Below are 26,585 nucleotides of genomic sequence, written 5' to 3' on the forward strand. Positions count from 1 at the left end.
CAGACAAAATGCGGATGACAACGATGAGTGAGCAAGCCATCGCAGAAGTGATTGGCTCGCGCCTCGAAGCCCTGAGGGTGAAGAAGAACCTCAATCAGGAGACCGTTGCTGAAGAAGCGGGCATTTCCCGGACTACGTTGCGCCAGTTGATGGCGGGCAAGGGCACCTTGCTCAACCTGATTGCGGTATTGCGCGTGATCGGGGAATTGGATCGGTTGAGTTCCCTGGTCGAGGAGGTGCGTTCAAGTCCCATCCAGATGGCAAAGATGGCCGGGAAGCAACGTCAACGCGCCTACACCCTCCGCAAGCCTCGATCCGCAAACTCGTCAGTCACGGGCCAGAAAAAGCTCATCACGCCTGACGCCGCAGAGAAGGACACGACTTGGTGATCGCACAAATCTATTTATGGGGCCTCTACGTTGGCGCGCTTAATTGGGATGAGGCAAGCCTGGTTGGCGAGTTCGAGTTTTCTCCCGAGTTCGTCGCCACCGGGTTGGAAATTTCGCCTATCCATATGCCTGCCCGTGTTGGTTACACCTACGCATTCACCAACCTGAACCGGGAAACCTATAAAGCGCTTCCGGCGATCTTTGCCGACTCGCTCCCGGATGATTTCGGCAATGCCCTGATCGATGCCTGGTTGGCCCAGCAAGGCCGCGACAAGCGTTCCTTCACTCCGGTAGATCGGCTGCTGTATCAGGGCAATCGCGGCATGGGCGCCCTGGAATATCGGCCGGCCATGAAGACAGAGGCTAACGAGGCCGAAAGTATCGAGATCGAGGCGCTGGTCCAGTTGGCTGGCGAAGTCCTTGCGGGGCGTGAGAGCCTGGAGGATCGCCTGACGTCCAACGATCCCACGGTGGATGATGCCGCGTTGCAGCGATTGATCCAGGTCGGCACCAGTGCAGGCGGTGCGCGTGCGAAGGCGATCATTGCGATCAACGACGAAGGACATGTCCGGTCGGGCCAAGTGACGGCGCCACAGGGGTACAGCTACTGGCTGCTAAAGTTTGACGTTGCAAAAAACACCGACGTACTTGCGGATAGTCAAGGATTTGGTCGGATCGAATACGCGTATCACCTGATGGCCAGGCAGGCCGGTGTGGTGATGACCGAATGCCGTCTGCTCGAAGAGGGCGGGCGCGCCCATTTCATGACCAAACGATTCGATCGCACGGATGATGGCGAGAAAATTCATACCGCTACGCTGTGTGCGCTGGATCATGCCGACTACAAAAAGCCCGGTGAGTATTCGTACGCTGAGGCGCTGAGCGTGTTCAGGGTGTTGAAGTTGAGTCGTCGGGAGGCAGAGCAGTTTTTCCGGCGGATGGTGTTCAACGTTATCGCCCGAAACCAGGATGATCACACCAAGAACATCAGCTTTCTGTTGGATACAGACGGCACCTGGTACCTGTCACCTGCCTATGACGTGACTTGGTCCTATATGCCCGGTAATTTCTGGGTCGATAGCCATCAGATGAGCGTAAACGGTAAGCGCGATAACTTTGTGCTGGAAGACTTGCTCAGTGTTGCAAGTCAGATCAAGGGTCTTAAAGCTCGGCAGATCATCCGTGAGGTGCGCGAGGCCGTCGTGCAATGGCCGGTGATCGCGGCAAAAGTAGGGGTGTCGCCGACCATGATTGATGCCATTACCAAGACCCATCGTCTAAGCTTCGTCGCTGACTCCTGAGTCAATAAAACCGCCACTTTGCCCCGCTAGACAGATGGTCATCCAAGGGGCTGTTTATCTGCATTATTACGGTATACTGCGCGGCCTTCGGCCGGTCCAACCGGCCTTAATTCGTACAACAAGCCACGCCGGATTTCCCGCGTGGCTTGTTGTTTTTTGACGCGCCTGCGGGCGCCCAGAGAGAAGAGGCACGACGATGAGTGCATTGGTTGGCGTGATCATGGGCTCCAAGTCCGATTGGTCCACCCTTAGCCACACCGCCGATATGCTGGAAAAACTCGGCATTCCGTATGAAGTGAAAGTGGTCTCTGCCCACCGCACCCCGGATTTGCTGTTCCAGTATGCCGATGAAGCAGAATCCCGTGGCATCGAGGTGATCATCGCCGGTGCCGGCGGTGCAGCGCACTTGCCAGGCATGTGTGCGGCCAAGACCCACCTGCCGGTGCTTGGCGTGCCGGTGCAGTCGGCAATGCTCTCGGGCGTGGATTCGCTGTTGTCCATCGTGCAGATGCCGGCTGGCATTCCGGTGGCGACCCTGGCAATCGGCAAGGCCGGCGCGATCAACGCCGCGTTGCTGTCCGCCAGCATCCTGGGCGCCAAGCACCCGCAGTTCCACGCGGTGCTGAAGAAATTCCGTGCTGAGCAGACAGACAGCGTGCTGGACAATCCAGACCCACGCATCGCCTGAGGTTGTTGACGATGAAAATCGGTGTAATCGGTGGCGGCCAACTGGGCCGCATGCTGGCCCTGGCGGGAACCCCGCTGGGGATGAACTTCGCTTTCCTGGACCCGGCGCCGGACGCTTGCGCGGCTGCGTTGGGTGAACACCTGCGGGCTGACTACAGCGACCCGGACCACCTGCGCCAACTGGCTGACGAAGTTGACCTGGTGACCTTCGAGTTCGAAAGCGTGCCGGCTGAAACCGTGGCCTTCCTTTCGCAGTTCGTGCCGGTGTACCCGAGCGCCGAAGCCTTGCGCATCGCCCGTGACCGCTGGTTCGAGAAAAGCATGTTCAAGGACCTGGGCATCCCCACCCCGGCCTTCGCCGATATCCAGTCCCAGGCGGACCTGGACGCCGCCGTTGCCAGCATCGGCCTGCCGGCCGTGCTGAAAACCCGCACCCTGGGTTATGACGGCAAGGGCCAGAAAGTCCTGCGCACGGCCGCTGACGTGGTCGGCACCTTTGCCGAGCTGGGCAGCGTGGCCTGCCTGCTGGAAGGCTTCGTGCCGTTCACCGGTGAAGTCTCGCTGATTGCCGTGCGTGCCCGTGATGGCGAAACCCGCTTCTACCCGTTGGTGCACAACACCCACGACAGCGGCATCCTCAAGCTGTCCGTGGCCAGCACCGACCACCCGTTGCAGGCCCTGGCGGAAGATTATTCCAGCCGTGTGCTCAAGCAACTGGATTACGTCGGCGTGATGGCGTTCGAGTTCTTTGAAGTGGACGGTGGCCTCAAGGCCAACGAAATCGCCCCGCGCGTACACAACTCCGGGCACTGGACCACCGAAGGCGCCGAGTGCAGCCAGTTCGAAAACCACCTGCGGGCGGTCGCGGGCTTGCCGCTGGGCTCCACGGCCAAGGTCGGCGAAAGCGCGATGCTCAACTTCATCGGTGTAGTGCCGCCAGTGGAAAAAGTCATCGCCATCGACGACTGCCACCTGCACCATTACGGCAAGGCCTTCAAGGCCGGGCGCAAGGTCGGCCACGCCAACCTGCGTTGCAAGGACCGGGCGACGCTGCAAGCGCAGATCCTCAAGGTTGAAGCGCTGATCGCCGAGCAATAAGCCAAGTCCGACGGGAACCATTGGTGATCGTCGTCTCTCTGATTGCAGGATGCCAAAGCCTGACTAGGCTTTGGCATAGCTCACCTACATTCAGAGGGAAATGCCATGGGTATCATCGGAACCATCTTTATCGGCCTGATCGTCGGCCTGCTGGCGCGTTTCCTCAAGCCTGGCGACGACAGCATGGGCTGGATCATGACCATCCTGCTGGGTATCGCCGGCTCCCTGGCGGCGACCTACGGTGGCCAGGCCCTGGGTATCTACCAGGCCGGTCAAGGGGCGGGCTTCATCGGCGCGCTGATCGGCGCGATCATCCTGCTGGTGATCTACGGCCTGATCAAAAAGAAATGATCTAAGCGACAAAGCCCTCTGCGCTGCGCAGGCGCAGAGGGCTAGAATGCCGGCACCGTTTTCCTTGCCGAGCTGCTCCCCATGCGCCGTCTTCTGTTGACTCTCCTCTTGCTCGGCTCTGGCCTTGCGCACGCCGGCGAACTGCCGGAAACCGACTGGCTCGACCTGATGCCGCTGTCGGACCAGAAAGCCCTCGAAGCCATGCCCGAGATCGACCACAACTCCCCCGAAGCCCAAGGCACGTTCACCGAAAAAGGCGGCCTGAAACAGAGCAAAGGCTTGCCGGCGGTGATGTATTCGACCAAGACCGTGGGTGCCATGAACGGCAAGAACATCCGTATCGGCGGCTACCCGGTGCCGCTGGAAACCGACGCCAAGGGCCGCAGCACGCTGTTCTTCCTGGTGCCGTACCCAGGCGCGTGCATCCACGTGCCGCCACCGCCGCCTAACCAGTTGGTGCTGGTGCGGTATCCCAAGGGGTTGAAGCTGGATGATATCTACACGCCGTTGTGGGTGACGGGGACGTTGAAGGTGGAGAAGGTCAACAATGATTTGGCGGACGCGGCGTATGCGCTGGATGCGGGGAAGGTAAGGGTGGTGAAGGAGTCTGATCTCTAAAGCCCAGCACAAATCAATGTGGGAGCTGGCTTGCCTGCGATAGCTGTAGTGAATTCACCATTGCTATCGCAGGCAAGCCAGCTCCCACAGTTTTGATTGGGTTTACAAGGCAGTACCGGTGATGCTCACACTTAAGGTGTGGCTTTGGCCTGGCGCCAACTCAACAACATCATCCAGCACATTCGCCGTCTCGATGCACAGCATGCCCGTCCAGCCATCATCGGCCATGTCATCAAAGGCCTTGGCGCGCTCGGTCCACGGGTTCCAGATCACGGTGGACTTCGAGCCCTCGCTGGTGAGCTGGATGCGACGCTGCCAGTCTTTATCGACGATGCTCAACTGCGCCGGCGTATCGAGGTAGATGCGATCCGTCTCGGCGGTGAAATGCAGCAAGCCTGATTGGTTTTTCTCGGTCCAGCCGTCAGCGGTATCGATATACGCCGTTCCGTCCAGCCCATCGACTTGCACGTTGCGCACATCGCTCACGGCAAAGTACGTATGCAGCGCCTGGCTGAGGGTCACGGTGTCGGTGCCACGGTTGTGGCTGGTCAGGCGGATGTGCAGTTGCTCGTCCAGCAGCAGGCTCAGGGTCAGGTCGACTTGATGGGGCCAGCCGGGGAAGCCACCTGCGGGCACTGGCAGTACCAGGTCAACGCGCAAGACGTCGCCTTCAAGCTCGGTCGCGGCCAATTCCCACAATGTAGTACGCACAAAACCATGGGCACCGGCAGGCTGCTCGCTCTGGCGCATCGCCTTGACGCTTTGCGGGTTGCGCTCAAACACGCCAAACCACGGCCAGCACACCGGTACGCCGGTACGAATGCCCTTGCCCTGCTTGAACACCGCTTCGGGGTTCGGCCAGATCAGCGGCTGCTCGCCATCACGTCCGTAACTGAAGATGTGCGCGCCCTGGTGGGCCACCATCAACTCAGCGCCGTTGTGGCGGATGCGCCAGCAGTCCAGCTCATCGATTTTCACGGTTTCAACGTGGGGCACAGGCATAACAACACTCTCAATGGCATGCAATGGGGCAATTGACCGTCAAAACCCGGCGAGGTTTAACGGGCGCGGGACGGAACCGAGCGCGTACGGCCACTGCCGTCGATGGCAACGAACACAAATACCGCCTCGGTGACCTTGCGCCATTCGCTGGACAGCGGGTCGTCGCTCCACACTTCGACCATCATCTGGATCGAGCTGCGGCCGATCTCCAGGGCCTGGGTATAAAAGGACAGCTGCGCGCCCACGGCGACCGGCACCAGGAACGCCATGCGATCGATGGCCACGGTGGCCACACGTCCACCCGCGACCTTGCTGGCCATGGCGGTGCCGGCGAGGTCCATCTGCGCGACCAGCCAGCCGCCGAAGATATCGCCAAAGCCGTTGGTTTCACGCGGAAGCGCGGTGATTTGCAGGGCGAGGTCGCCTTGCGGGATAGGATCTTCTTGTTCGAGTTCGATCATGCCGGGTATGCCTCTCAAGACTGCGGGTTCTTGCGCGTGCGTGGCCCGAGTATATCGACACCCTTGCGTCGCGACGACCGTCTGTAGTTGATTTGGTCGGCTATTCGCCGCTGTATCGCGGCTTTTTACCGCAACTGTGCTTGTGGTGTGCTTTTGCAAGCGATTTGCTATCTTTCCCAACCCGTCCTGGCCCTGCCAGTACAGCGGTTCTGCCGTCCTGACTACTATAAGAGAAGCCTTGCCATGTCCTCCGTGCCCGCAAGCAGTGCGCAACCTTCGCGCCCGCTGACCCGCAACGACTACAAAACCCTGTCGCTGTCTGCCTTGGGCGGGGCGCTGGAATTTTATGATTTCATCATTTTCGTGTTTTTCGCCACCGTGGTCGGAAAACTCTTCTTCCCGGCGGATATGCCCGAATGGCTGCGCATGATGCAGACCTTCGGCATCTTCGCCGCCGGCTACCTGGCGCGCCCCCTGGGCGGCATCATCATGGCGCACTTCGGTGACCTGCTGGGCCGCAAGAAGATGTTCACCCTGAGCATTTTCATGATGGCCGTACCGACCTTGATCATGGGCCTGCTGCCGACCTACGCGCAGATCGGCCTGTGGGCGCCGATCCTGTTGCTGCTGATGCGCGTGATCCAGGGCGCGGCGATTGGTGGCGAAGTGCCGGGCGCGTGGGTATTCGTCTCCGAACACGTACCGCCGCGCCACATCGGCTACGCCTGTGGCACCCTGACCAGCGGCCTCACTGCCGGCATCCTCCTGGGTTCGCTGGTGGCGACGGCCATCAACACCCTGTACACCCCGGTAGAGGTTTCGGATTTCGCCTGGCGCATCCCGTTCCTGCTCGGCGGCGTGTTTGGCCTGTTGTCGGTGTACCTGCGTCGCTGGTTGCATGAAACGCCGATCTTCGCCGAGATGCAGCAACGCAAGACCCTGGCCGCCGAGCTGCCGCTGCGCGCGGTACTGCGTGACCACCGTGGCGCCATCGTGTTGTCGATGTTGCTGACCTGGCTGCTGTCGGCCGGCATCGTCGTGGTCATCCTGATGACCCCGACCGTGTTGCAGACTGTCTACCACTTTGCACCGACCATCGCCCTGCAAGCCAACAGCCTGGCCATCGTTACCCTGAGCCTGGGCTGCATCCTCTCCGGCGCCCTGGCTGACCGTTTCGGCGCTGGCCGCGTGCTGGTCGTCGGTTGCCTGTTGCTGCTGTGCAGCTCGTGGACGCTGTACCACAGCCTGGTCCAGCACCCGGATTGGCTGTTCCCGCTGTACGCCCTGACCGGTTTGTTTGTCGGCACCATCGGCGTGGTGCCCTACGTGATGGTGAAAGCCTTCCCACCGGTGGTGCGCTTCAGCGGTTTGTCGTTCTCCTACAACGTCGCCTACGCGATTTTCGGCGGTCTGACGCCGCTGGCGGTGTCGTTGTTGATGAAGGAAAGCCCGATGGGCCCTGCTTACTATGTCGCCGCGCTGTGCGTGATGGGGATGTTGGTGGGTGGGTATCTGTGGAAGCGCTCCCGCTAAGGCCTTGAAAGCGATGATCGTTCCCACGCTCCGCTGATCATTCCCACGCTCCGCGTGGGAATGCCACGCCGCCCCGGACGCTCTGCGTCCGCTCTTAACGTCGTGACGCGGAGCGTCACAGGATGCATTCCTACGCGGAGCGTAGGAACGATCGCATTACAGAGTATTTCTGAAACACCGCCGCTCCTGCCCCGAACCCCCGTGTTTACGAACCTTTCCCCGCCTTGCCGTGTTTAAAGCCAATACTGGCCTTTCATCTAATTGTCATATTCCAGACATAGAGTGTTCACACGGCCTACCGATACTTGGCCCCGATCCAACTATCCCTATCTGCTAGGAGTAAGGCATGAAACTGAAGCGTTTGATGGCGGCCATGACTTTTGTCGCTGCTGGCGTTGCGACTGCTAACGCGTTCGCCGCTGTTGACCCAGCTATCCCGAGCTACACCAAAACCACCGGTGTATCGGGCAACTTGTCCAGCGTTGGTTCTGACACCCTGGCCAACCTGATGACCCTGTGGGCCGAGTCCTACAAAAAAGAATACCCGAACGTAAACATCCAGATTCAGGCCGCTGGCTCCGCCACCGCGCCACCTGCGTTGACTGAAGGCACCTCCAACCTGGGCCCGATGAGCCGCAAGATGAAGGACACCGAACTGGCTGCCTTCGAGCAGAAGTACGGCTACAAGCCAACCGCTATCCCGGTTGCCGTGGACGCCCTGGCTGTCTTCGTACACAAAGACAACCCGATCCAGCACCTGACCATGGAACAGGTCGATGCGATCTTCTCCTCGACTCGCCTGTGCGGTGGCAAAGCTGACGTTAAAACCTGGGGCGACCTGGGTGTGACCGGCGACCTGGCCAACAAGCCAGTGCAACTGTTCGGCCGTAACTCGGTATCCGGCACCTACGGCTACTTCAAAGAAGAAGCCCTGTGCAAAGGCGACTACAAGCCAAACGTGAACGAACAACCAGGCTCGGCTTCGGTCGTGCAGTCGATCAGCTCCTCGCTGAACGGTATCGGTTACTCGGGCATCGGCTACAAGACTGCAAGCGTGAAGACCGTTGCCCTGGCCAAGAAAGGCAGCACTGACTTCATCGAAGACAGCGAAGAAAACGCCCTGAACGGCAAATACCCGCTGTCGCGTTTCCTCTACGTTTACGTCAACAAAGCCCCGAACAAGCCTCTGGCTCCGCTGGAAGCTGAGTTCGTGAAACTGGTTCTGTCCAAACAGGGCCAGGAAGTTGTCGTGAAAGACGGCTACATCCCACTGCCAGCCAAAGTTGCCGCCAAGGCCCTGGCTGACCTGGGTTTGAAAGAAGGCGGCAAGTAAGCCTTCGGTAAAGCTGCCTTGAGCCGGGTTTATACCAAGGCTCAAGGCCCGGGCGGGGTCTGCAGGACCTGGACCTCGCCTCCTAATTTTTAGTCCGCTGCCAGCTCTGCTACGCGGCGGATTTCTTGCGTCACTGCATTGTCATCTTTCTGTCATACAGGATCGCTAGGGTGTGCGCATGAATGATCTGGCCAATTCCACCATGACGACGACTTCTCCTCCCAAGCGCATTGATTTCAATACGCCTGAGCTGCAACGCAAGCGCCGCATTCGCGCGCTCAAAGATCGCCTGACCCGTTGGTATGTATTGATCGGCGGTCTCGCCGTCCTCGGTGCAATCACGCTGATCTTCTTCTTCCTTGCCTACGTGGTTGCGCCGCTGTTCCAAGGCGCCTCGCTGACCAAGGAAGACGCACTGACCCCGGCCTGGATCCAGGACGCCGGCAAGCCGTTGATGATCTCGCTCGAAGAGCAGAACCAGGTCGCCATGCGGGTTTCCGACAAGGGCCAGGCACTGTTCTTCAATGTGGACACCGGCGCCGAGCTCAAGCGTGTCGACCTGCCGTTGCCGGCCGGTAGCCAAGTGGTCTCCATCGGTGAAGACCAGCCTGGCAGCCCGCTGGTGATCCTGGGCTTGTCCAATGGCCAGTCCATGGTGTTCCGCCACACCTATAAGGTGTCCTACCCGGACGGCAAGAAAACCATTTCGCCTGCGATCGAATACCCCTACGGCGAAACACCGATCGTCCTCGATGACGCCGGTCGCCCGCTGGAGCACGTCGCGCTCAACGCTACGGATTCCACCCTGGTGGTCGCCGGCTCTGCGGGTTCGCACCTGAACGTGCTGTCCCTGAGCCGCGAAGAAAACATGATGACTGGCGAAGTCACCAGCGAGCAGAAGCGTATCGAGCTGCCGCAAATGACCGAGCCGGTGAAGGCAATCTTCATCGACCCGCGCCAGCAATGGCTGTACGTGATCAACGGCCGAGCCCTGGCCGATGTGTTCAACCTACGGGACAAGAGTCTCAACGGTCGATACAAGTTATTGGAAAGTGGCGATGCCGAAATCACCGCCAGCACCCAACTGGTGGGCGGTATCTCGCTGATCGTCGGTAACTCCAAAGGCGGCCTGGCCCAGTGGTTCATGGCTCGCGACCCGGATGGCGAGCAACACCTCAAGCAGATCCGCACCTTCCAGATGGGCACCGCGCCTATCGTTGAAATCAGCGCCGAAGAACGTCGCAAAGGTTTCACCGCCCTCGACGCCTCCGGCAAGTTCGGCGTGTTCCACAGCACCGCCCACCGCACCTTGCTGGTGGACCCAGTGGTCGATGGCCAAGGCGTATTCGGCCTGTCGCCACGGGCCAACCGCGTAATCGTGGAAGCCGGCGGCAAGCTGCAACCGCTGCTGCTCGACAACCCGCACCCGGAAGTCTCGTGGAGCGCGTTGTGGAGCAAGGTCTGGTACGAGAACTACGACGAGCCTAAATACGTCTGGCAATCGACCGCCGCCAACACCGACTTCGAACCCAAGATGAGCCTGGCGCCACTGACCTTCGGTACGCTGAAGGCGGCGTTCTACGCCATGCTGCTGGCCGCACCACTGGCCGTTGCCGCTGCCATCTACACCGCTTACTTCATGGCCCCGAGCCTGCGCCGCAAGGTCAAGCCGGTGATCGAACTGATGGAAGCGATGCCGACGGTGATCCTCGGCTTCTTCGCCGGCCTGTTCCTCGCGCCGTATGTCGAGGGGCATCTACCGGGGATTTTCAGCCTGTTGATGCTGTTGCCGATTGGCATCCTGGTGGCCGGTTTCATCTTCAGCCGCCTGCCTGAATCGATCCGCCTGCGCGTTCCCGATGGCTGGGAAAGCGCGATCCTGATCCCGGTGATCCTGTTTGTGGGCTGGCTCTCGCTGTACATGAGCCCGTACCTGGAAACCTGGTTCTTCGGCGGCGACATGCGCATGTGGATCTCCCACGACCTGGGGATTACCTACGACCAGCGCAACGCCCTGGTAGTCGGCCTGGCCATGGGTTTTGCGGTGATCCCGAACATCTACTCCATCGCCGAAGACGCCGTGTTCAGCGTACCGCGCGGCCTGACCCTGGGCTCGCTGGCCCTGGGGGCCACGCCGTGGCAGACCATGACCCGCGTGGTGATCCTGACCGCCAGCCCGGGCATTTTCTCGGCCCTGATGATCGGCATGGGCCGCGCCGTCGGCGAGACCATGATCGTGCTGATGGCCACCGGCAACACCCCGGTGATGGAGATGAACCTGTTCGAAGGCCTGCGCACGCTGGCGGCCAACGTCGCGGTGGAGATGCCTGAGTCGGAGGTGGGCGGTAGTCACTACCGTGTGCTGTTCCTCTCGGCGCTGGTGCTGCTGCTGTTCACCTTCATCATGAACACCCTCGCCGAGCTGATCCGTCAGCGTCTGCGCAAGAAATACTCGTCGCTTTAAGAAAGGTAGAAGTCTGTGAAACAGAACTCCCTGAATGGATGGTTCAAGAGCGGCGCCCCAGGCGTCTGGATCAGCGGTGGCGCGGTGTCCATCGCGGTCATCATGACCATTGGTTTGCTGGCCGTGATTGCCGTACGTGGCTTGGGCCACTTCTGGCCGGCCGACCTGATCCAGGCCAACTACAGCGTGCCGGGCCAGGCAAACCATATCGTCATCGGCGAAGTGGTGCAGAAAGAAGAAGTGCCCCGCGAGCGCCTGAAAAGCGCTGGCCTGCCCGTACCGGACCAAGGCCCGGAATTCATGACCCGCGAGCTGATCAAGGTCGGCAACCGGGACTTGAACGGCAACGACTTCACCTGGATCGTCGGCGAGTGGCTGAAGGACCAGACCAAGCCGGTCGAGCTGATGGCCATCGAGCGCCGCGAGTGGGGTAACTTCTACGGCACCCTGGTCAACGTCAAGCAGGATGGCAAGGTCATCGCCGAAGGCGAGGCCGCGTGGCCGGAGCTGCAAGCCCGCGTCGACCGTGTGAACAAGCTGGCTGCCCAACTCAAGAGCCTGGAAAAAACCGATATCGGCGCGATCAACGCCGGTCTCGAACGCATCCGCCTGCACGGTCGCAAGCTGGAGCTGGAAGGCAAGCTCGACGCTGCCGCCCAGGCCGACATGGACGCCGACCGCGCCGAGCTGAATGCCCGTTACCAGGACATCGAAGCGCGCCTGGCCGACCTGCACACCCAGTTCAACCGTGACGCGCTGACCGCCCGTGACGGCAACGGCAAGGAAGTGGAGATCGGCATCGGCAAAGTGGTGCACGCCTATCAGCCGAACGCCATGGGCACCTTTACCAAGATCGGCTTCTACTTCAGCAAGGTCTGGGAATTCTTAAGCGATGACCCACGGGAAGCCAACACCGAAGGCGGGATCTTCCCGGCCATCTTCGGCACCGTGATGATGACCCTGATCATGGCGATGATCGTGACCCCGTTCGGCGTGCTGGCGGCGGTGTACCTGCGTGAATACGCCAAGCAGAACACCCTGACGCGCATCATCCGTATCGCCGTGAACAACCTGGCGGGCGTACCGGCCATCGTCTACGGCGTGTTCGGCCTGGGCTTCTTCGTGTATGTACTGGGTGGTTCGGTGGACCGCCTGTTCTTCGCCGAAGCCCTGCCGGCGCCGACCTTCGGTACGCCGGGCCTGCTGTGGGCCTCGCTGACCCTGGCGCTGCTGGCGGTGCCGGTGGTGATCGTGGCCACTGAAGAAGGGCTGGCGCGGATTCCCCGCACCGTACGTGAAGGCTCCCTGGCACTGGGCGCGACCAAGGCGGAAACGCTGTGGAAGATCGTGCTGCCCATGGCCAGCCCGGCGATGATGACCGGCATGATCCTCGCCGTGGCCCGCGCCGCCGGTGAAGTGGCGCCGCTGATGCTGGTAGGTGTGGTGAAACTGGCGCCGTCGCTGCCGCTGGATGGCAACTACCCGTACTTGCACCTGGACCAGAAGATCATGCACCTGGGCTTCCATATTTATGACGTCGGCTTCCAGAGCCCCAACGTCGAAGCGGCACGGCCACTGGTGTACGCCACCGCCTTGCTGCTGGTGCTGGTGATTGCCACGCTCAACTTGTCGGCAGTGTGGATTCGTAACCACCTGCGTGAAAAATACAAAGCGTTGGACAGTTAAGCGGGCTGGACACGGTCAATGTGGGAGCTGGCTTGCCTGCGATACAGGCGACTCGGTTTGGCAGGAACACTGCGGTGATGCTATCGCAGGCAAGCCAGCTCCCACACTGGACCGCGTCAGACACAGAATTTGAGTAAGCCGCCCCGGCGGTTCAACGAAACGAATTGGTAGCACAGGGAGCATCCCATGCAACATGAAACCCACACCCACGGCATCAACATGTCTGCCCTGGGTCGCGATAAGCAGAGCCTGAGCCTGGCCCAGGAAACCGTGGCAATCGAAGTGCCGGGCCTGAGCCTGTACTACGGTGAAAAACAGGCGCTGTTCGACGTCAGCATGAACATCCCCAAGCAGCGCGTGACCGCCTTCATCGGCCCGTCGGGCTGCGGCAAGTCCACGCTGCTGCGTACCTTCAACCGCATGAACGACCTGGTGGACGGCTGCCGCGTTGATGGCGCCATCAACCTCTACGGCACCAACATCTACCGCAAGGGCGAAGACGTGGCCGAGCTGCGTCGCCGCGTGGGCATGGTGTTCCAGAAGCCGAACCCGTTCCCCAAGACCATCTACGAAAACGTGGTCTACGGTCTGCGCATCCAAGGCATCAACAAGAAACGCATCCTCGACGAAGCGGTTGAGTGGGCCTTGAAAGGCGCGGCGCTGTGGGACGAAGTGAAAGACCGTCTGCACGACTCGGCCCTCGGCCTGTCCGGCGGCCAGCAACAACGTCTGGTGATCGCGCGCACCATCGCCGTGGAGCCGGAAGTGCTGCTGCTCGACGAACCGTGCTCGGCACTTGACCCGATCTCGACGCTGAAAGTCGAAGAGCTGATCTACGAACTCAAATCCAAGTTCACCATCGTCATCGTGACCCACAACATGCAACAGGCAGCGCGGGTTTCCGACTACACCGCGTTCATGTACATGGGCAAGCTGGTGGAATTCGGTGATACCGATACTCTGTTCACCAATCCGGCGAAGAAGCAGACCGAAGACTACATCACCGGTCGCTACGGCTAGTCAGCCGTGGTTCTCATTGCACTGATGCTGCGGTTCTCCGCACCTTACCGGACGCTCCAAGGACGCCAACATGATTAGCAAAGAAGGCCTTACCCACCACATCTCCGCGCAGTTCAACGCCGAGCTTGAGGAAGTGCGCAGCCACCTCCTGGCGATGGGCGGTCTGGTGGAGAAGCAAGTCAACGACGCCGTGACCGCGCTGATCGAGGCCGATTCGGGCCTGGCCCAGCAAGTGCGTGAGATCGATGACCAGATCAACCAGATGGAACGCAATATCGACGAAGAATGCCTGCGTATTCTGGCCCGTCGCCAACCGGCGGCGTCCGACCTGCGTTTGATCATCAGCATCTCCAAGTCGGTGATCGACCTGGAGCGCATCGGCGACGAAGCCACCAAGATCGCCCGCCGTGCCATCCAGCTGTGCGAAGAAGGCGAAGCCCCGCGCGGCTACGTGGAAGTGCGCCACATCGGCGACCAGGTGCGCAACATGGTGCGCGACGCGCTGGACGCCTTTGCTCGTTTCGACGCCGAGCTGGCGTTGTCGGTGGCCCAGTACGACAAGATCATCGACCGCGAATACAAGACCGCGCTGCGTGAGCTGGCCACCTACATGATGGAAGACCCGCGCTCTATCTCGCGGGTGTTGAGCATCATCTGGGTGCTGCGTTCGCTGGAACGTATCGGCGACCACGCACGCAACATCTCGGAGCTGGTGATCTACCTGGTCCGTGGCACCGACGTGCGGCACATGGGCCTCAAGCGCATGAAGGCCGAAGTTGAAGGATCGGTCGATCAAATCCCTAATGTTCCGGGCGAAGCTGACGATAAGTAAGATTGCCCGAGAAATAAACGCCCGGCCTTTGGCCGGGCGTTTTCGTTTGTGGCCTCCGAATTTTTTGCGCAGCGGAAGCAATAAAGTCCGACTGTGACTACCGAGTTTTGGCAAAATGCCACCAGTCAGGCGTCTTGCGTGCCGAAGTTTTTATAGGATGAAGGGTCGATGAGTAAAGTCAGTGTATTGGTGGTGGATGACGCCTCGTTTATCCGCGATCTGGTGAAGAAGTGCCTGCGCAACTACTTCCCCGGGATCAAGCTTGAAGACGCGGTGAACGGCAAAAAGGCCCAGGCCATCCTGATGCGCGAGACGTTCGACCTGGTGCTGTGCGACTGGGAAATGCCCGAGATGTCCGGCCTGGAGCTGCTGACCTGGTGCCGTGAGCAACCGCACCTCAAGGCCATGCCGTTTGTGATGGTGACCAGCCGTGGCGACAAGGAAAACGTGGTCCAGGCGATCCAGGCCGGGGTTTCCGGTTACGTCAGCAAGCCGTTCACCAACGAGCAACTGCTGAACAAGGTCAAGCAGGCCCTGCACAAGATCGGCCGCCTCGACGCCCTGGTCGCCAGTGCGCCGACCAAGATGAACTCGGCCTTTGGCAACGACTCCCTGAGCGCCCTGACCGGCGGCAAAGCCGAGGCCGTACGTGCAGCCCCGGTTGCCGCCGCAGCCCCTGCGCCCAGCAAAGGCCTGCTCAACAGCCCGCCGGTACAAGCACCTGCCGCAGCACCAGCGGCCGGCCGTGGCCAAGGCCAACTGCGCCTGTCCAGTGGCACCCAGCAATGCGTGATCAAGGGTTTGAGCATCAAGGAAGCGCTGTTGGTGGTGCGTCGCGGTGAGGTCCTGCCCCAGGTACTGGAAAGCGCCGTGCTCGACCTGGAACAAGGCGACAACGCCGAAGTCGCGCGCCTCAACGGCTACCTGCACGCCGTTGTCGCCCACGAGCCCAAGCCCGACAGCGACTGGCTGCAACTGACCTTCCGGTTTATCGACCAGGACGCGCAGAAGCTCGACTACATCTCCCGCCTGATCGCCCGTGGTACTGCGCAGAAGCATTTTGTGCCGGGTGCGTAATCCCCTGAATATTGGGAATCGACCGACGGTCTGATTCCCGGTACTTGGCTTGATTTATATCTATTTCGATATAGTCTCTCGATAACGCCTCCGCGATATCGAGCCTTCGCTATGCCTTGAAACAAACCATCACTACCTCTGGCTGAATCGTCGATTACGCTTTTTCTTTCCAGGAAAGGAGAAGCCAATGCCAAGGCACAAGGATGTGGTGTTTTTAGGAAGCTCGCTCAAAGATCTGAAAGCGTTCCCTCTCGATGCCAGAAGGGCAGCAGGTTTTCAGTTGGATCTCTTGCAACAGGGTGAGCAGCCTTTTGATTGCAAGCCGATGAAAACCATTGGTAGGGGCGTCAGCGAGATTCGGATTACGGAGGCGTCGGGAGCGTTTCGGGTGTTCTATGTGGTCAACCGGCCTGAGGCTGTTTATGTGCTGCATGCGTTGCGCAAGGCCACACAGAAAACCGAAGCACGGGACATCGAACTGGCTCGCGCCAGATTGCAGGAGTTGAGTTGAGCCATGACCCATCAAAAAGTTTACGGTGAACGTTTCAGCTGTGTTTGGGACGCGCTGGAAGATACGCCCCAGCAGGCCGCCAATATGCGGCTGCGTTCAAAATTGCTCTTGGAACTGTGCCAGACCATTCGCAGCTGGGAGCTTTCTCAAAAAGATGCGGCACACAGATTGGGCATCAGCCAGCCCCGTCTCAACGACGTCCTCACCGGCAAGATCGACAAGCTCTCTCTGGATGCCTTGGTCAACCTGTCGGCAGCAGCCCAGATGAACGTAGATATTTGTTTCACCGGGCTCCCGGCCTGAGGTTCACTCAGCTTTGTCATGATCCCTTGCTAGCCTGCCGTTTCACCTCGGCAGGTTCACACCATGCTCATGCGCTGCTTGCTGTGCTGCGGGCTGGCCACGGTTGCCATGTCGGCCCAGGCCATGACCGTCTACAAATCCGTTGATGCCAACGGCAACGTGTTCTACAGCGACCGGCAAACCCCCGGCGCGCAGGCGTTCGTGATCCAGGAGCGCAAGCCCGCGCGCCCGCTGCTCGACAGGCCCACGCCGGTTTATCCACAACAAGCCTACCGCTACCCGCTGCCCTGGCGCGGCGGTCCGTTCCGCCTGAGCCAAGGGCCCAACGGCAGTTTCAGCCATACCGACAGCAAAAGCCGCTACGCCATGGACATCGCCATGCCCGAAGGCACGCCGATCATTGCGGCGCGCGGCGGTATGGTCGTGAAGACCGAAAGCCAGCAGGTAGGGCGCGGCAGTGATGCGTCGGGGAATTTTGTGCGGGTGCGCCATGATGACGGCACCGAGGGCGTCTACCTGCACCTCAAGCAAGGGTCGGTCAGCGTGCAGGTGGGGCAGCGTGTGGCGGTGGGAAGCCCGCTGGCGCTGTCGGGTAATACCGGCAACAGCAGCGGGCCACACTTGCATTTCGTGGTGCAGCGCGCCACCGAGGCGGGGCTGGTGTCGATCCCGTATGAGTTCAACCAGCCGGTGGGCGCTTTGCCCAACTTCGCGTTGGGCAATTGAGGGTCAGTCCAGCAACAGGACCTTCGCCAGGACGATCTTCGGCCCTTTCATCTTCTTGATGATGATCCGCAAGCCTTCAACTTCCAGCACTTCCTCTTCTTCCGGCACCCGCTTGAGGGTGTCGTAGATCAGGCCGGCCAGGGTTTCTGCTTCGATATGGTCCAGGTCAACGCCCAGCAGGCGCTCAACCTTGAACAGCGGCGTGTCGCCACGTACCAGCAACTTGCCTGGCTGGTAGGCGAGGATGCCGCGTTCGGCCTTGCGGTGTTCGTCCTGGATGTCGCCCACCAGCACTTCCAGCACGTCTTCCATGGTCAGGTAGCCGATGATCTTGCCGTCGGCTTCCTCCACCAGAGCGAAGTGCGCGCCGCCTTTGCGGAACTGCTCCAGCAACTGCGACAACGGCATGTGCCGCGACACGCGCTCCAGCGGGCGGGTCAGCTCGGCCAGGTTGAACGACTCGGGGATGTGGTCCAGGGCTGCCAGCTCCAGCAGCAGATCCTTGATGTGCAGCAGGCCGACGAATTCGTTGCGCACCGCGTCATACACCGGGTAGCGGCTGAATTTGTGGCGGCGGAACAGCGCGAGGATTTCCTTGAGCGGGGCGTTGAAGTCCAGGGTGACCAGGTCTTCCCGGGAGTTGGCCCAGTCGACCACTTCCAGCTCGCCCATTTCCACGGCCGAGGCCAGTACACGCATGCCTTGGTCGCTGGGGTCCTGGCCACGGCTGGAGTGCAGGATCAGCTTGAGCTCTTCGCGGCTGTAATGGTGCTCATGGTGGGGGCCGGGCTCGCCTTGGCCGGCGATCCGCAGGATCGCATTGGCGCTGGCGTTGAGCAGGTAGATCGCCGGGTACATGGCCCAGTAGAACAGGTACAGCGGCACCGCCGTCCACAGCGACAAGAGCTCGGGCTTGCGGATGGCCCAGGACTTGGGCGCCAGCTCACCGACCACGATGTGCAGGTAGGAAATCACGAAGAACGCCGCGAAGAACGACACGCCCTTGATCACTTCCGGCGACTCGACGCCCACGGCGCCCAGCAACGGCTCGAGAATGTGCGCAAACGCCGGCTCACCGACCCAACCCAGGCCCAGGGAGGCGAGGGTGATACCCAGCTGGCAGGCCGACAGGTAGGCGTCGAGCTGGCTGTGTACGGTGCGCAGGATCTGCCCGCGCCAGCCGTTGGTGTGGGCGATGGCCTCGACCCGCGTGGAGCGCAGTTTGACCATGGCAAATTCTGCCGCAACGAAGAAACCGTTGAGCAGTACCAGGACCAGTGCAAAAAGAATCATGCCGAAGTCGGCGAAGAGTGTGGCGAGGGTGATACCAGGGGAAGGGTCCATGATGGGGTTTTGCAGGTTCCGTGTGTTCAATTAAGGGGTGGCAGGTGAGCCGCAAAAGCGGGCGCAAGTCGGCCAATGTAGCGGCTGATGGGGCGCTTGCCTAGTGGCTGCTGCCGGGTGGGGCTTGGAATGTGTCTTTGAAATCGATGCAAATCCCATTGTGGGAGCGGGCTTGTGTGGGAGCGGGCTTGCTCGCGAAGACGGTTTCTCAGAAAAGGATGTGCTGACTGATACACCGCCTTCGCGAGCAAGCCCGCTCCCACAAAAGCCAGCTCCCACTTTAGCCCGGTGTTGAGTTTGGGTTATTCGTCGGTACTGAGGACGCGCGAGCGGGTTACCTGCGACGGCGGGAAATGGCAGGTAAACGTGCTGCCATGGCCCAGCACGCTGCTGATCTCCAGGCGCGCACGGTGGCGCAACAGCACATGCTTGACGATCGCCAGGCCGAGCCCGGTGCCGCCGGTGTTGGAGTTGCGGCTGGAATCGACGCGGTAGAAGCGCTCGGTCAGGCGCGGCAGGTGCTTGGCGTCGATGCCGATGCCGGAGTCCTGCACGCTGAGGTGGGCGCCTTGTTCATCGGCCCACCAGCGGATGCGGATGGTGCCCTTGTCCTGGGTGTACTTGACGGCGTTGAACACCAGGTTTGAAAACGCGCTGCGCAATTCGCCTTCGCTGCCCTTGAGCAAGACCTGCGGGTCGGCTTCCAGGGTGATCTGCTGGCCACGCTGGCCGGACAGGGCCTGGGCGTCGTTCTTGATGGTCTGCAACAGGCTTTGCGCGGCCACCGGCTGGTTGTCCGACGGATAATCCGTGGCCTCGAGCTTGGCCAACAGCAGCAGGTCGTTGAGCAGGGTCTGCATGCGTGAACCCTGCTGCTGCATTTGTTGCAGCGCGCGGCTCCAGCGCGGGTTGATCTCGTCGACGTTGTCCAGCAGCGTCTCCAGGTAGCCGCAGATCACCGTCAGCGGTGTGCGCAATTCGTGGGAGACGTTGGCGACGAAGTCTTTGCGCATCTGTTCCAGCTGATGGATGCGGGTCACGTCGCGCACCAGCATCAGGTGCTCGTTGTTGCCGTAGCGCGTCAGGTACAGCTGGATGCGCACGCGGTCGTTGGTGGGCGAGGGGATTTCCAGGGCTTCTTCGTAGTTGTCCTGCTCGAAGTATTCCTTGAAGCGCGGATGGCGCACCAGGTTGGTCACCGGCTGGCCGCTGTCCTGGGGCGTCTTCAGGCCCAGCAGGGTTTCGGCGGCGCGGTTCCACCATTCCAGGTTGCCGTCGCTGTCGAGCATGATCACCGCGTCTTTCAGCGCAGCGGTGGACTCCTGCACCCGGTCGATCACTGCTTGCAGGCGTCCGCGTACCCGTTGGTCGCGGCGTTGCAGGTGGTAGATGCTGTCGAACACTTCGCCCCACAGGCCGTAGCCGTCGGGTGGCGCTTCGTCGGGTTTGTGCTGGCGCAGCCATTCATGCAGGCGCAGCAATTGCTTGAGGGTCCAGCCCAGGTACAGGCCGATGCCGATGGCCAGGCTCCAGCCGTAGTAACCGCTGATCAGGCCTACCAGCAGGCAGCCGGTGACCAACAGGAGCATGTGGCGGATCAGGGTGCCATGCCAGTTTTGGTTCACTTGAACATGCGTCCTTGTCAGCTGTTTAAGTCAAAAAAAGCGGCTGGCTCAGCCCTTGGTGGAGAACCGGTAGCCAGTGCCGCGCACGGTTTGTACCAGATTCTCGTAGGCATCGCCCAAGGCTTTGCGCAGGCGACGGATATGCACGTCCACGGTGCGCTCTTCCACATACACGTTGCCGCCCCAGACCTGATCGAGCAGCTGGCCGCGGGTATAGGCGCGTTCCTGGTGGGTCATGAAGAATTGCAGCAGGCGGTATTCGGTGGGGCCCATCTCGGCCGGTGTGCCGTCGATGGTCACACGGTGGCTGATGGGGTCCAGGATCAAGCCGCCGACTTCAATCGGCGCTTCGCCATCGGTCGGGCCGGCGCGGCGCAGTACGGCTTTCAGGCGCGCGACCAGCTCACGTGGGGAAAACGGCTTGGTGATGTAGTCATCGGCGCCGACTTCCAGGCCCTGGATCTTGTTGTCCTCTTCGCCCTTGGCGGTGAGCATGATGATCGGGATATCCCCGGTCAGCTCGTCACGCTTGAGGCGACGGGCCAGCTCGATGCCGGAGGTGCCGGGCAGCATCCAGTCGAGCAGGATCAAGTCCGGCTTGCGGTCGACGATAATGGCATGGGCCTGCTGGGAGTTCTCTGCCTCCAGGCAGTCGTAGCCGGCCATTTCCAACGCAACGGCGATCATCTCGCGGATGGGCGCTTCGTCGTCAACGATCAGAATGCTCCTGCCAACCATGCCTAAATCCTCTTGTCATTTAACTGTCTTGCGCCGCATTAGATAACGGAATTATTGCAGTCGTGTGACAGTAATTTAGTCGCTTGGGCAATCCGCGTCTCTCTGGACTACGCTTTGGGTCCGAATCCTGACAACCAAAAAAGGAAGGTTCCGATGACTTACCGCACTGTTTCCTGGAAAGCCCTGTTGGTAACGGCGGCGTTGACGCTGCCGACCCTGGCGTTCGCGATGGACCCGGCAATGACCAAAGACGGGATGTTGGTGGATCACAAAGGGATGACGCTCTACACCTTCGACAAGGATGCCGATGGCAAGTCAGTGTGCAAGGACCAGTGCGCGACGAATTGGCCGCCGCTGAAGGCTGAGTCCACCGACAAGCCGATGGGCGATTGGACGGTGATCACCCGCGACGACCAGACCAGCCAATGGGCTTACAAAGGCAAGCCGGTGTACACCTACAAGGATGATATGAAGGCTGGGGACAAGACCGGGGATGGCAAGGGTGGGGCGTGGCACGTCATCAAACCTTGAGCCCGAGGCGCCGCTAAAAGCATCGCGGGCAAGTCGAATCGTCGCACCGCCGCTCCCACATTTTGATTTGTGAATACATTCAAATGTGGGAGCGGGCTTGCTCGCGAAGGCGTCAGTCCAGTCACTACAAAAAACCGCCCTCACCGCAACCCGTAATCCAGCACTATCCCGACAAAAATCGCCAACCCCGCCCAATGGTTATGCAGGAACGCCTTGAAGCACTTCAGCCGATCCCTGTCCCGCGTGTACCAGAACTCCCACGCAAAACAGCCCGCCGCGGCAACCAATCCCAAGTGGAACCAGCCCCCCAACTCAAACCGCGCGCCCGCCAGCAACAGGCACACCAGCGCCAGCCCTTGCAAGGTCAGGATGATCACGCGGTCCGCATCTCCAAACAGGATAGCCGTGGACTTCACGCCGATCTTCAAGTCGTCGTCGCGGTCGGTCATGGCGTAATAGGTGTCATAACCCACCGTCCACAGCAGGTTGGCGATATACAGCAGCCACGCAGTGGCAGGCAGGCTGCCGGTCTCGGCGGTAAACGCCATGGGCATGCCCCAGGAAAACGCTGCACCCAGCACCACCTGCGGGTAATAGGTGTAACGCTTCATGAACGGGTAGCTCGCCGCCAGCGCCAGGCCGCCGAGGGACAGCAGGATGGTGCTGGCATTGGTCAGCAGCACCAGCAGGAAACTGATGCCCATCAGCACGGCAAAAAATACCAGGGCCTCTTTCGAGCTGATCTTGCCGCTCACCAGCGGGCGCTGCTCGGTGCGTTTCACATGGCCGTCGACCTTGCGGTCGGCCCAGTCGTTGATCACGCAGCCGCCGGCACGGGTCAGCACCACGCCGAGCACGAAAATCACGATGTTGAGTAAAGACGGCGAGCCCTTGCCGGCGATCCACAGCGCCCACAACGTCGGCCACAGCAGCAGGTAGATGCCGATGGGCTTGTCCATGCGCGTCAACTGGATGAAATCCCACGCCCTGGGGTTCAGGTGGTTCAGGGATTTGAGCAGACGTTGATACATCAGCAGTTCTCCGGGTGGGCATGCAACGCGTGCCAGAAGCTCGGTAAGAAGATTTCCGCGACCAAAACACTCAAGGCCCCGCGATCGAAACGCGAGCGGCGGCCCCACAGCCCGTCGACCTGATCGGCGCTTGGCAACCAGTGGCGCGGGTAATGGCACACCTCGATCGCCTGGCGGGTGAACGCCTGGTCGCAGAACAGCAACTCGCCCAGGGACCGGCTGCCCAGTTCATCCATGTGCAGCCCGTCACCCTGCAACGCACTGCGCGACGCCACGCTACGGGCAAACACCCAGGGCTGGCCTTGCCCGCGCAAATACACTTCGCGCACCCAACCGACGGTGGCCGGCGCGAGCCCCAGGGCGGCGCATTCGTCGTCCCGCAGCGGCTGCCAGCCTTCGAACAGCGGCGTCACGCTGAAACCGTCCCTGGACAGCCACGTCAGCCGGCGCGTCAGCGAGTCTTCGTTGAACAGCCAATTGATGGTCAGGGGCGCAGGCATTGGGCGCAGAAGGCTCTGGGTCAGCCATTGGCAAGCATCGGGAAGGGCGATTGAGTGCGGCACGGTGAGTCAGTATTGGCAGCAAAAGAGGCGGCGAGCTTACCATGGCACCCCGGGTTTTTGCCGGGATGGGCCGGCCGTTTGCGTCGATCATGCTTGCATCTGCGCGCCCCGATCAGTACAAAACGCCCTGAGCCGTACGGCAACGCTGGATCTATCGACCGTCGGCCAAGAGGCCTGGACCCTGAGGAAGCAAGTAATGAAGAAGTGGCAATGTGTAGTCTGCGGCCTGATCTACGACGAGAAAGACGGCTGGCCGGATGACGGAATCCTGCCTGGAACCCGTTGGGAAGACGTCCCGGAAGACTGGCTGTGCCCGGACTGCGGCGTGGGCAAAATGGATTTCGAAATGATCGAAATCGGTTAATTCTTAAGCAACGAAACGTATTACAAGGAGAAGGGAATGAACGCACCTGTCGTGATCATCGGCACCGGATTGGCCGGCTACAACCTGGCCCGGGAGTTTCGCAAGCTCGACAGCGAGACCCCATTGCTGCTGATCACTGCGGATGACGGTCGCTCCTACTCCAAGCCCATGCTCTCCACCGGTTTTGGCAAGAACAAGGACGCCGATGGCCTGAGCATGGCTGAACCTGGCGCCATGGCCGAGCAACTCAAGGCCGAAGTGCGCACCCATACCCGCATCAGCGGCATCGACCCGGGCCACAAGCGTTTGTGGATCGGCGAGGAGGCGGTGGCCTATCGCGACCTGATCCTGGCCTGGGGCGCAGAAACCGTGCGTGTGCCGGTGGAAGGCGATGCGGCTGAGCTGATTTTCCCGATCAATGACCTGGAAGACTACGCGCGCTTTCGCGCCGCTGCGGCCGGCAAGCGCCGCGTGCTGCTGCTTGGTGCCGGCCTGATCGGCTGCGAGTTCGCCAATGATCTGATCCTTGGCGGCTACGAGATCGACCTGGTGGCACCGTGCGAGCAAGTCATGCCGACTCTGCTGCACCCGGCCGCAGCCGCTGCGGTGCAGGCTGGCCTGGAAGGCCTTGGCGCGCGCTTCCACCTGGGCCCGGTGCTCAACCGCTTGCAGCGCAGCGCTGACGGCCTGGAAGCGCATCTTTCAGACGGCGAAGTGATCCACTGCGACCTGGTGGTCTCGGCCATCGGCCTGCGTCCACGCGTGGACCTTGCTGCCGCCGCCGGCTTGCAGACCGGTCGCGGGGTCACGGTAGACCGCCACCTCAAGACCTCCCACGCGAATATCTACGCCCTTGGCGATTGCGCCGAGGTCGATGGCCTCAACCTGCTGTACGTGATGCCGCTGATGAGCTGCGCCCGCGCCCTGGCCCAGACGTTGGCCGGCAATGCGACGGCGGTCAGCTACGGGCCAATGCCCATTACCGTGAAAACCCCGGTCTGCCCGCTGGTGGTTTCGCCGCCGCCACGGGGCAGCGAAGGCGTGTGGAGCGTTGAAGGCCAGGGCGCCAATATCAAGGCCCTGTGCCGCGACGCCAGCGGCCGCCTGCTGGGTTACGCGCTGACCGGCGGTGCTGTCATGGACAAACTGGCCCTGAACAAAGAACTTCCACCGTTGCTGGCGTAAATAGCGGTCGTTCTGTCGGAATCAGCACGTTCCTACCCCCAGAAAGGTCGCCGCGACACTGGCGCAGCGTCGGTGGGCATGCCATCCTCACTCCCGTCTGCCGCAGAGTAGAGCCTGCGGCGCCTTGGGCGCTGCTCCGTTAGAGAGCAGCACGGACATAACAACAAAAAACCGTCAAAGAGGCTTCACTCATGCGTAAACCAGAACTCGCAGCCGCCATCGCTGAAAAAGCGGATCTCACCAAAGAACAGGCCAACCGCGTCCTCAACGCCGTTCTCGAAGAAATCACCGGCGCCCTGCACCGCAAGGACAGCGTCACCCTGGTTGGCTTCGGCACTTTCCTGCAACGCCATCGCGGCGCCCGCACCGGCAAAAACCCGCAAACCGGTGAGCCGGTGAAAATCAAGGCCAGCAACACGGTTGCGTTCAAACCGGGCAAGTCGCTCAAAGACAGCGTCAACCCGTAATAGCGGTATCGCCTCGAAGGGAGGCAGGGTGGTAGAAAAAAATGGGCACACCGACTGGGTCGGGTGCCCATTTTTTGTTGGAGTAAGGAAAGTGGATCTTACTTTTATATACACTTTTATTTTTTGAATAGAGGGGTATTGCACTTTTTTTTTATTTGTCTGAGTACGTTTTTTAAAGGTCGGAACCGATTTGTGTGAAATACCAATTAGACAGCGAGGTTGCAGGAAGCACCCATTAAACTGAATTTATGAGGTGTAGTGATGAAATTGTCTGATCGGCAGCATACTCCAGTGCAGATTCCATCGGTTCAACCAGGTACTCAAGGGGGCAGTGTTCCGGCGGCTCCCGGCAAGCCGCAGAATGCTGCGAGCCATTCGGAGGTTGAGCGCGACTTGGGTAATGAGAGCGGGCGTTCTTCTCAATATCCAATGGCGAGTGAACAGGAGGTGCAAACTAGGCATAAACGCTTTATTTCAAAGTTTTTCAAGCCACGGCCACCAAAGTCAACGCCACCGCCACCGAAGCCAACGCCACCGCCACCGCCACCGAAGCCAACGCCACCGCCACCGCCACCGAAGCCAACGCCACCGCCACCGCCACCGAAGCCAACGCCACCGCCAACGCCACCAACGCCAACGCCACCGCCAATAAAGCCGACAAAGCCAAAACCAGTGGGGGGGCCAAATGGAGCGAACGATGCCGTCAACAACGCGAACACAATTTCCAGCTTGCACAAAACAAATGCGTTTAAGCCAATTTCAAGTAACCTCGCCGCTGACGCTCGCAATTCATTTATATCTCATAGTGTAAACGCGCTGGTTGGTTTGCCCTTTAGCGTTGTGGAACATATGGCATCTAAAGAGATCAGGGATAGAATTGACGCGCAAGCTAAAATGCCGGGCGCAGAAAAGAAGGATGCACAGGGTGTGACAACTACTAACGATCCTGCCGCCACAGAACAGCAGAAGTTAGAGGCTCGCCTTGAGAGTTCCGAAATAAAAACAGAATTAATGTCCAATTCCATAATTTCCATTAATGGAGGAGGGGACTCCAAAGCGGTAGGTAAAAATCCTAACGCTGCAACAGATGTTGACTCGCGCTTGAATGCCCTTGAAGGCAGGATGAACACTATAGAAAACCAGATGAAAGACATCACCAAGCGATACAATCTTATCTATGATCCATATGTAGCACCGGAGTCATCTGAAACACCGACTGCCGCCTCTCGCATGGAGACCGTTGAAAAGCGCTATAAACACATGAACCAGCAGCTCAAGCTGCTGATAACGGTTCAGAAATCCAAAATGGAGGACGCTGAATAAGTCGTTGGTCCCATTAGGATAA

29 protein-coding genes are annotated in these 26,585 nt (G+C 60.4%); 21 read left to right on the forward strand and 8 right to left on the reverse strand.

Annotated features, from left to right (window positions below; genetic code table 11):
* Window positions 1-23: 23 nt before the first annotated feature.
* From ACZRMO_RS06095 to ACZRMO_RS06120, 6 genes are all read left to right on the forward strand, one after another.
* Window positions 24-389: a helix-turn-helix domain-containing protein gene (locus ACZRMO_RS06095; RefSeq protein WP_256659315.1), complete on the forward strand. Its 366-nt coding sequence runs from the start codon at window positions 24-26 to the stop codon at window positions 387-389.
* On the forward strand, window positions 386-1,690 hold the full coding sequence (locus ACZRMO_RS06100) for a type II toxin-antitoxin system HipA family toxin (RefSeq protein ID WP_124526961.1): 1,305 nt from the start codon (window positions 386-388) through the stop codon (window positions 1,688-1,690). Before ACZRMO_RS06095 ends, ACZRMO_RS06100 begins: the two co-directional genes overlap by 4 nt.
* A 196-nt stretch (window positions 1,691-1,886) precedes the next feature.
* A complete protein-coding gene (gene purE, locus ACZRMO_RS06105) occupies window positions 1,887-2,378 on the forward strand; it encodes a 5-(carboxyamino)imidazole ribonucleotide mutase (protein ID WP_003176980.1) in 492 nt (163 codons plus the stop codon).
* An 11-nt stretch (window positions 2,379-2,389) separates the two neighbouring features.
* Window positions 2,390-3,475 carry a 5-(carboxyamino)imidazole ribonucleotide synthase gene (locus ACZRMO_RS06110; protein ID WP_015886586.1) on the forward strand — a complete coding sequence of 362 codons (1,086 nt, stop codon included), beginning with the start codon at window positions 2,390-2,392 and terminating at the stop codon, window positions 3,473-3,475.
* Window positions 3,476-3,580: 105 nt separating this feature from the next.
* The gene (locus tag ACZRMO_RS06115; RefSeq protein ID WP_017739000.1) at window positions 3,581-3,826 is read left to right on the forward strand and encodes a GlsB/YeaQ/YmgE family stress response membrane protein; all 246 of its coding nucleotides are present in this window, start codon (window positions 3,581-3,583) and stop codon (window positions 3,824-3,826) included.
* A gap of 81 nt (window positions 3,827-3,907) precedes the next feature.
* Window positions 3,908-4,444 carry a DUF3299 domain-containing protein gene (locus ACZRMO_RS06120; protein ID WP_463972255.1) on the forward strand — a complete coding sequence of 179 codons (537 nt, stop codon included), beginning with the start codon at window positions 3,908-3,910 and terminating at the stop codon, window positions 4,442-4,444.
* Between the two features lie 102 nt (window positions 4,445-4,546).
* On the opposite strand, the gene ACZRMO_RS06125 is transcribed toward ACZRMO_RS06120, so the two are convergent.
* Window positions 4,547-5,446 (reverse strand): D-hexose-6-phosphate mutarotase, encoded by a 900-nt coding sequence (locus tag ACZRMO_RS06125; RefSeq protein WP_463972256.1) that lies wholly within the window; start codon window positions 5,444-5,446, stop codon window positions 4,547-4,549.
* Window positions 5,447-5,502: 56 nt separating this feature from the next.
* Entirely contained in the window at window positions 5,503-5,907 is a 405-nt protein-coding gene (locus ACZRMO_RS06130) for an acyl-CoA thioesterase (RefSeq protein ID WP_003176975.1), read from the reverse strand.
* A 243-nt stretch (window positions 5,908-6,150) separates the two neighbouring features.
* Here ACZRMO_RS06130 and ACZRMO_RS06135 point away from each other — a divergent pair, with 243 nt between their 5' ends.
* From ACZRMO_RS06135 to ACZRMO_RS06180, 10 genes are all read left to right on the forward strand, one after another.
* Window positions 6,151-7,440, forward strand: a complete 1,290-nt coding sequence (locus tag ACZRMO_RS06135) for an MFS transporter (protein WP_463972257.1) — start codon at window positions 6,151-6,153, stop codon at window positions 7,438-7,440.
* A gap of 346 nt (window positions 7,441-7,786) precedes the next feature.
* Window positions 7,787-8,773: a phosphate ABC transporter substrate-binding protein PstS gene (locus tag ACZRMO_RS06140; protein ID WP_017738996.1), complete on the forward strand. Its 987-nt coding sequence runs from the start codon at window positions 7,787-7,789 to the stop codon at window positions 8,771-8,773.
* Window positions 8,774-9,203: 430 nt separating this feature from the next.
* Window positions 9,204-11,237, forward strand: coding sequence for an ABC transporter permease subunit (locus tag ACZRMO_RS06145; RefSeq protein WP_463972487.1), 2,034 nt, complete (start codon window positions 9,204-9,206; stop codon window positions 11,235-11,237).
* Window positions 11,238-11,252: 15 nt separating this feature from the next.
* The gene (gene pstA / locus ACZRMO_RS06150; protein ID WP_463972258.1) at window positions 11,253-12,923 is read left to right on the forward strand and encodes a phosphate ABC transporter permease PstA; all 1,671 of its coding nucleotides are present in this window, start codon (window positions 11,253-11,255) and stop codon (window positions 12,921-12,923) included.
* A 186-nt stretch (window positions 12,924-13,109) separates the two neighbouring features.
* Window positions 13,110-13,943, forward strand: coding sequence for a phosphate ABC transporter ATP-binding protein PstB (gene pstB, locus ACZRMO_RS06155; RefSeq protein WP_017738993.1), 834 nt, complete (start codon window positions 13,110-13,112; stop codon window positions 13,941-13,943).
* 70 nt (window positions 13,944-14,013) lie between these two features.
* Window positions 14,014-14,775: a phosphate signaling complex protein PhoU gene (gene phoU / locus ACZRMO_RS06160; RefSeq protein ID WP_017738992.1), complete on the forward strand. Its 762-nt coding sequence runs from the start codon at window positions 14,014-14,016 to the stop codon at window positions 14,773-14,775.
* A 168-nt stretch (window positions 14,776-14,943) separates the two neighbouring features.
* Window positions 14,944-15,852, forward strand: coding sequence for a response regulator (locus ACZRMO_RS06165; protein ID WP_463972259.1), 909 nt, complete (start codon window positions 14,944-14,946; stop codon window positions 15,850-15,852).
* 187 nt (window positions 15,853-16,039) lie between these two features.
* Window positions 16,040-16,363, forward strand: coding sequence for a type II toxin-antitoxin system RelE/ParE family toxin (locus ACZRMO_RS06170; RefSeq protein WP_463972260.1), 324 nt, complete (start codon window positions 16,040-16,042; stop codon window positions 16,361-16,363).
* Window positions 16,364-16,366: 3 nt separating this feature from the next.
* Entirely contained in the window at window positions 16,367-16,666 is a 300-nt protein-coding gene (locus ACZRMO_RS06175; protein WP_448185717.1) for a helix-turn-helix domain-containing protein, read from the forward strand.
* Between the two features lie 63 nt (window positions 16,667-16,729).
* On the forward strand, window positions 16,730-17,392 hold the full coding sequence (locus ACZRMO_RS06180) for a M23 family metallopeptidase (protein WP_463972261.1): 663 nt from the start codon (window positions 16,730-16,732) through the stop codon (window positions 17,390-17,392).
* A gap of 3 nt (window positions 17,393-17,395) precedes the next feature.
* On the opposite strand, the gene ACZRMO_RS06185 is transcribed toward ACZRMO_RS06180, so the two are convergent.
* The 3 genes from ACZRMO_RS06185 to phoB all read right to left on the reverse strand — a co-directional run bounded on the left by ACZRMO_RS06185 (window position 17,396) and on the right by phoB (window position 21,099).
* Window positions 17,396-18,736, reverse strand: coding sequence for a hemolysin family protein (locus tag ACZRMO_RS06185; protein WP_017738989.1), 1,341 nt, complete (start codon window positions 18,734-18,736; stop codon window positions 17,396-17,398).
* A 302-nt stretch (window positions 18,737-19,038) separates the two neighbouring features.
* Entirely contained in the window at window positions 19,039-20,325 is a 1,287-nt protein-coding gene (gene phoR / locus ACZRMO_RS06190) for a phosphate regulon sensor histidine kinase PhoR (RefSeq protein WP_463972488.1), read from the reverse strand.
* 84 nt (window positions 20,326-20,409) lie between these two features.
* Window positions 20,410-21,099 carry a phosphate regulon transcriptional regulator PhoB gene (gene phoB, locus ACZRMO_RS06195; RefSeq protein ID WP_003231714.1) on the reverse strand — a complete coding sequence of 230 codons (690 nt, stop codon included), beginning with the start codon at window positions 21,097-21,099 and terminating at the stop codon, window positions 20,410-20,412.
* A gap of 153 nt (window positions 21,100-21,252) precedes the next feature.
* On the opposite strand from phoB, the gene ACZRMO_RS06200 reads away from it, so the two are divergent.
* Window positions 21,253-21,630, forward strand: coding sequence for a COG4315 family predicted lipoprotein (locus tag ACZRMO_RS06200; RefSeq protein ID WP_305431876.1), 378 nt, complete (start codon window positions 21,253-21,255; stop codon window positions 21,628-21,630).
* A 140-nt stretch (window positions 21,631-21,770) separates the two neighbouring features.
* On the opposite strand, the gene ubiA is transcribed toward ACZRMO_RS06200, so the two are convergent.
* Both ubiA and ACZRMO_RS06210 read right to left on the reverse strand, forming a co-directional pair.
* On the reverse strand, window positions 21,771-22,661 hold the full coding sequence (gene ubiA, locus ACZRMO_RS06205; RefSeq protein WP_017738986.1) for a 4-hydroxybenzoate octaprenyltransferase: 891 nt from the start codon (window positions 22,659-22,661) through the stop codon (window positions 21,771-21,773).
* Window positions 22,661-23,224 carry a chorismate--pyruvate lyase family protein gene (locus ACZRMO_RS06210; protein ID WP_463972262.1) on the reverse strand — a complete coding sequence of 188 codons (564 nt, stop codon included), beginning with the start codon at window positions 23,222-23,224 and terminating at the stop codon, window positions 22,661-22,663. The genes ubiA and ACZRMO_RS06210 overlap by 1 nt, the downstream gene beginning before the upstream one ends.
* A 196-nt stretch (window positions 23,225-23,420) precedes the next feature.
* Between ACZRMO_RS06210 and ACZRMO_RS06215 the strand changes: the two genes are divergently transcribed.
* The 3 genes from ACZRMO_RS06215 (at window position 23,421) to ACZRMO_RS06225 (ending at window position 25,240) form a co-directional block, all read left to right on the forward strand.
* A complete protein-coding gene (locus ACZRMO_RS06215) occupies window positions 23,421-23,588 on the forward strand; it encodes a rubredoxin (RefSeq protein ID WP_015886569.1) in 168 nt (55 codons plus the stop codon).
* A 36-nt stretch (window positions 23,589-23,624) separates the two neighbouring features.
* Window positions 23,625-24,773, forward strand: coding sequence for an NAD(P)/FAD-dependent oxidoreductase (locus tag ACZRMO_RS06220; protein WP_463972263.1), 1,149 nt, complete (start codon window positions 23,625-23,627; stop codon window positions 24,771-24,773).
* A gap of 191 nt (window positions 24,774-24,964) precedes the next feature.
* A complete protein-coding gene (locus ACZRMO_RS06225; RefSeq protein WP_003213368.1) occupies window positions 24,965-25,240 on the forward strand; it encodes an HU family DNA-binding protein in 276 nt (91 codons plus the stop codon).
* A gap of 484 nt (window positions 25,241-25,724) precedes the next feature.
* Here the strand turns inward: ACZRMO_RS06225 and ACZRMO_RS06230 are convergent, their stop codons facing one another.
* On the reverse strand, window positions 25,725-25,901 hold the full coding sequence (locus tag ACZRMO_RS06230; protein WP_463972264.1) for a hypothetical protein: 177 nt from the start codon (window positions 25,899-25,901) through the stop codon (window positions 25,725-25,727).
* 68 nt (window positions 25,902-25,969) lie between these two features.
* On the opposite strand from ACZRMO_RS06230, the gene ACZRMO_RS06235 reads away from it, so the two are divergent.
* The gene (locus ACZRMO_RS06235; RefSeq protein WP_463972265.1) at window positions 25,970-26,563 is read left to right on the forward strand and encodes a type III secretion effector protein; all 594 of its coding nucleotides are present in this window, start codon (window positions 25,970-25,972) and stop codon (window positions 26,561-26,563) included.
* Window positions 26,564-26,585 lie beyond the last annotated feature (22 nt).

This window comes from Pseudomonas sp. B611, assembly GCF_055407965.1.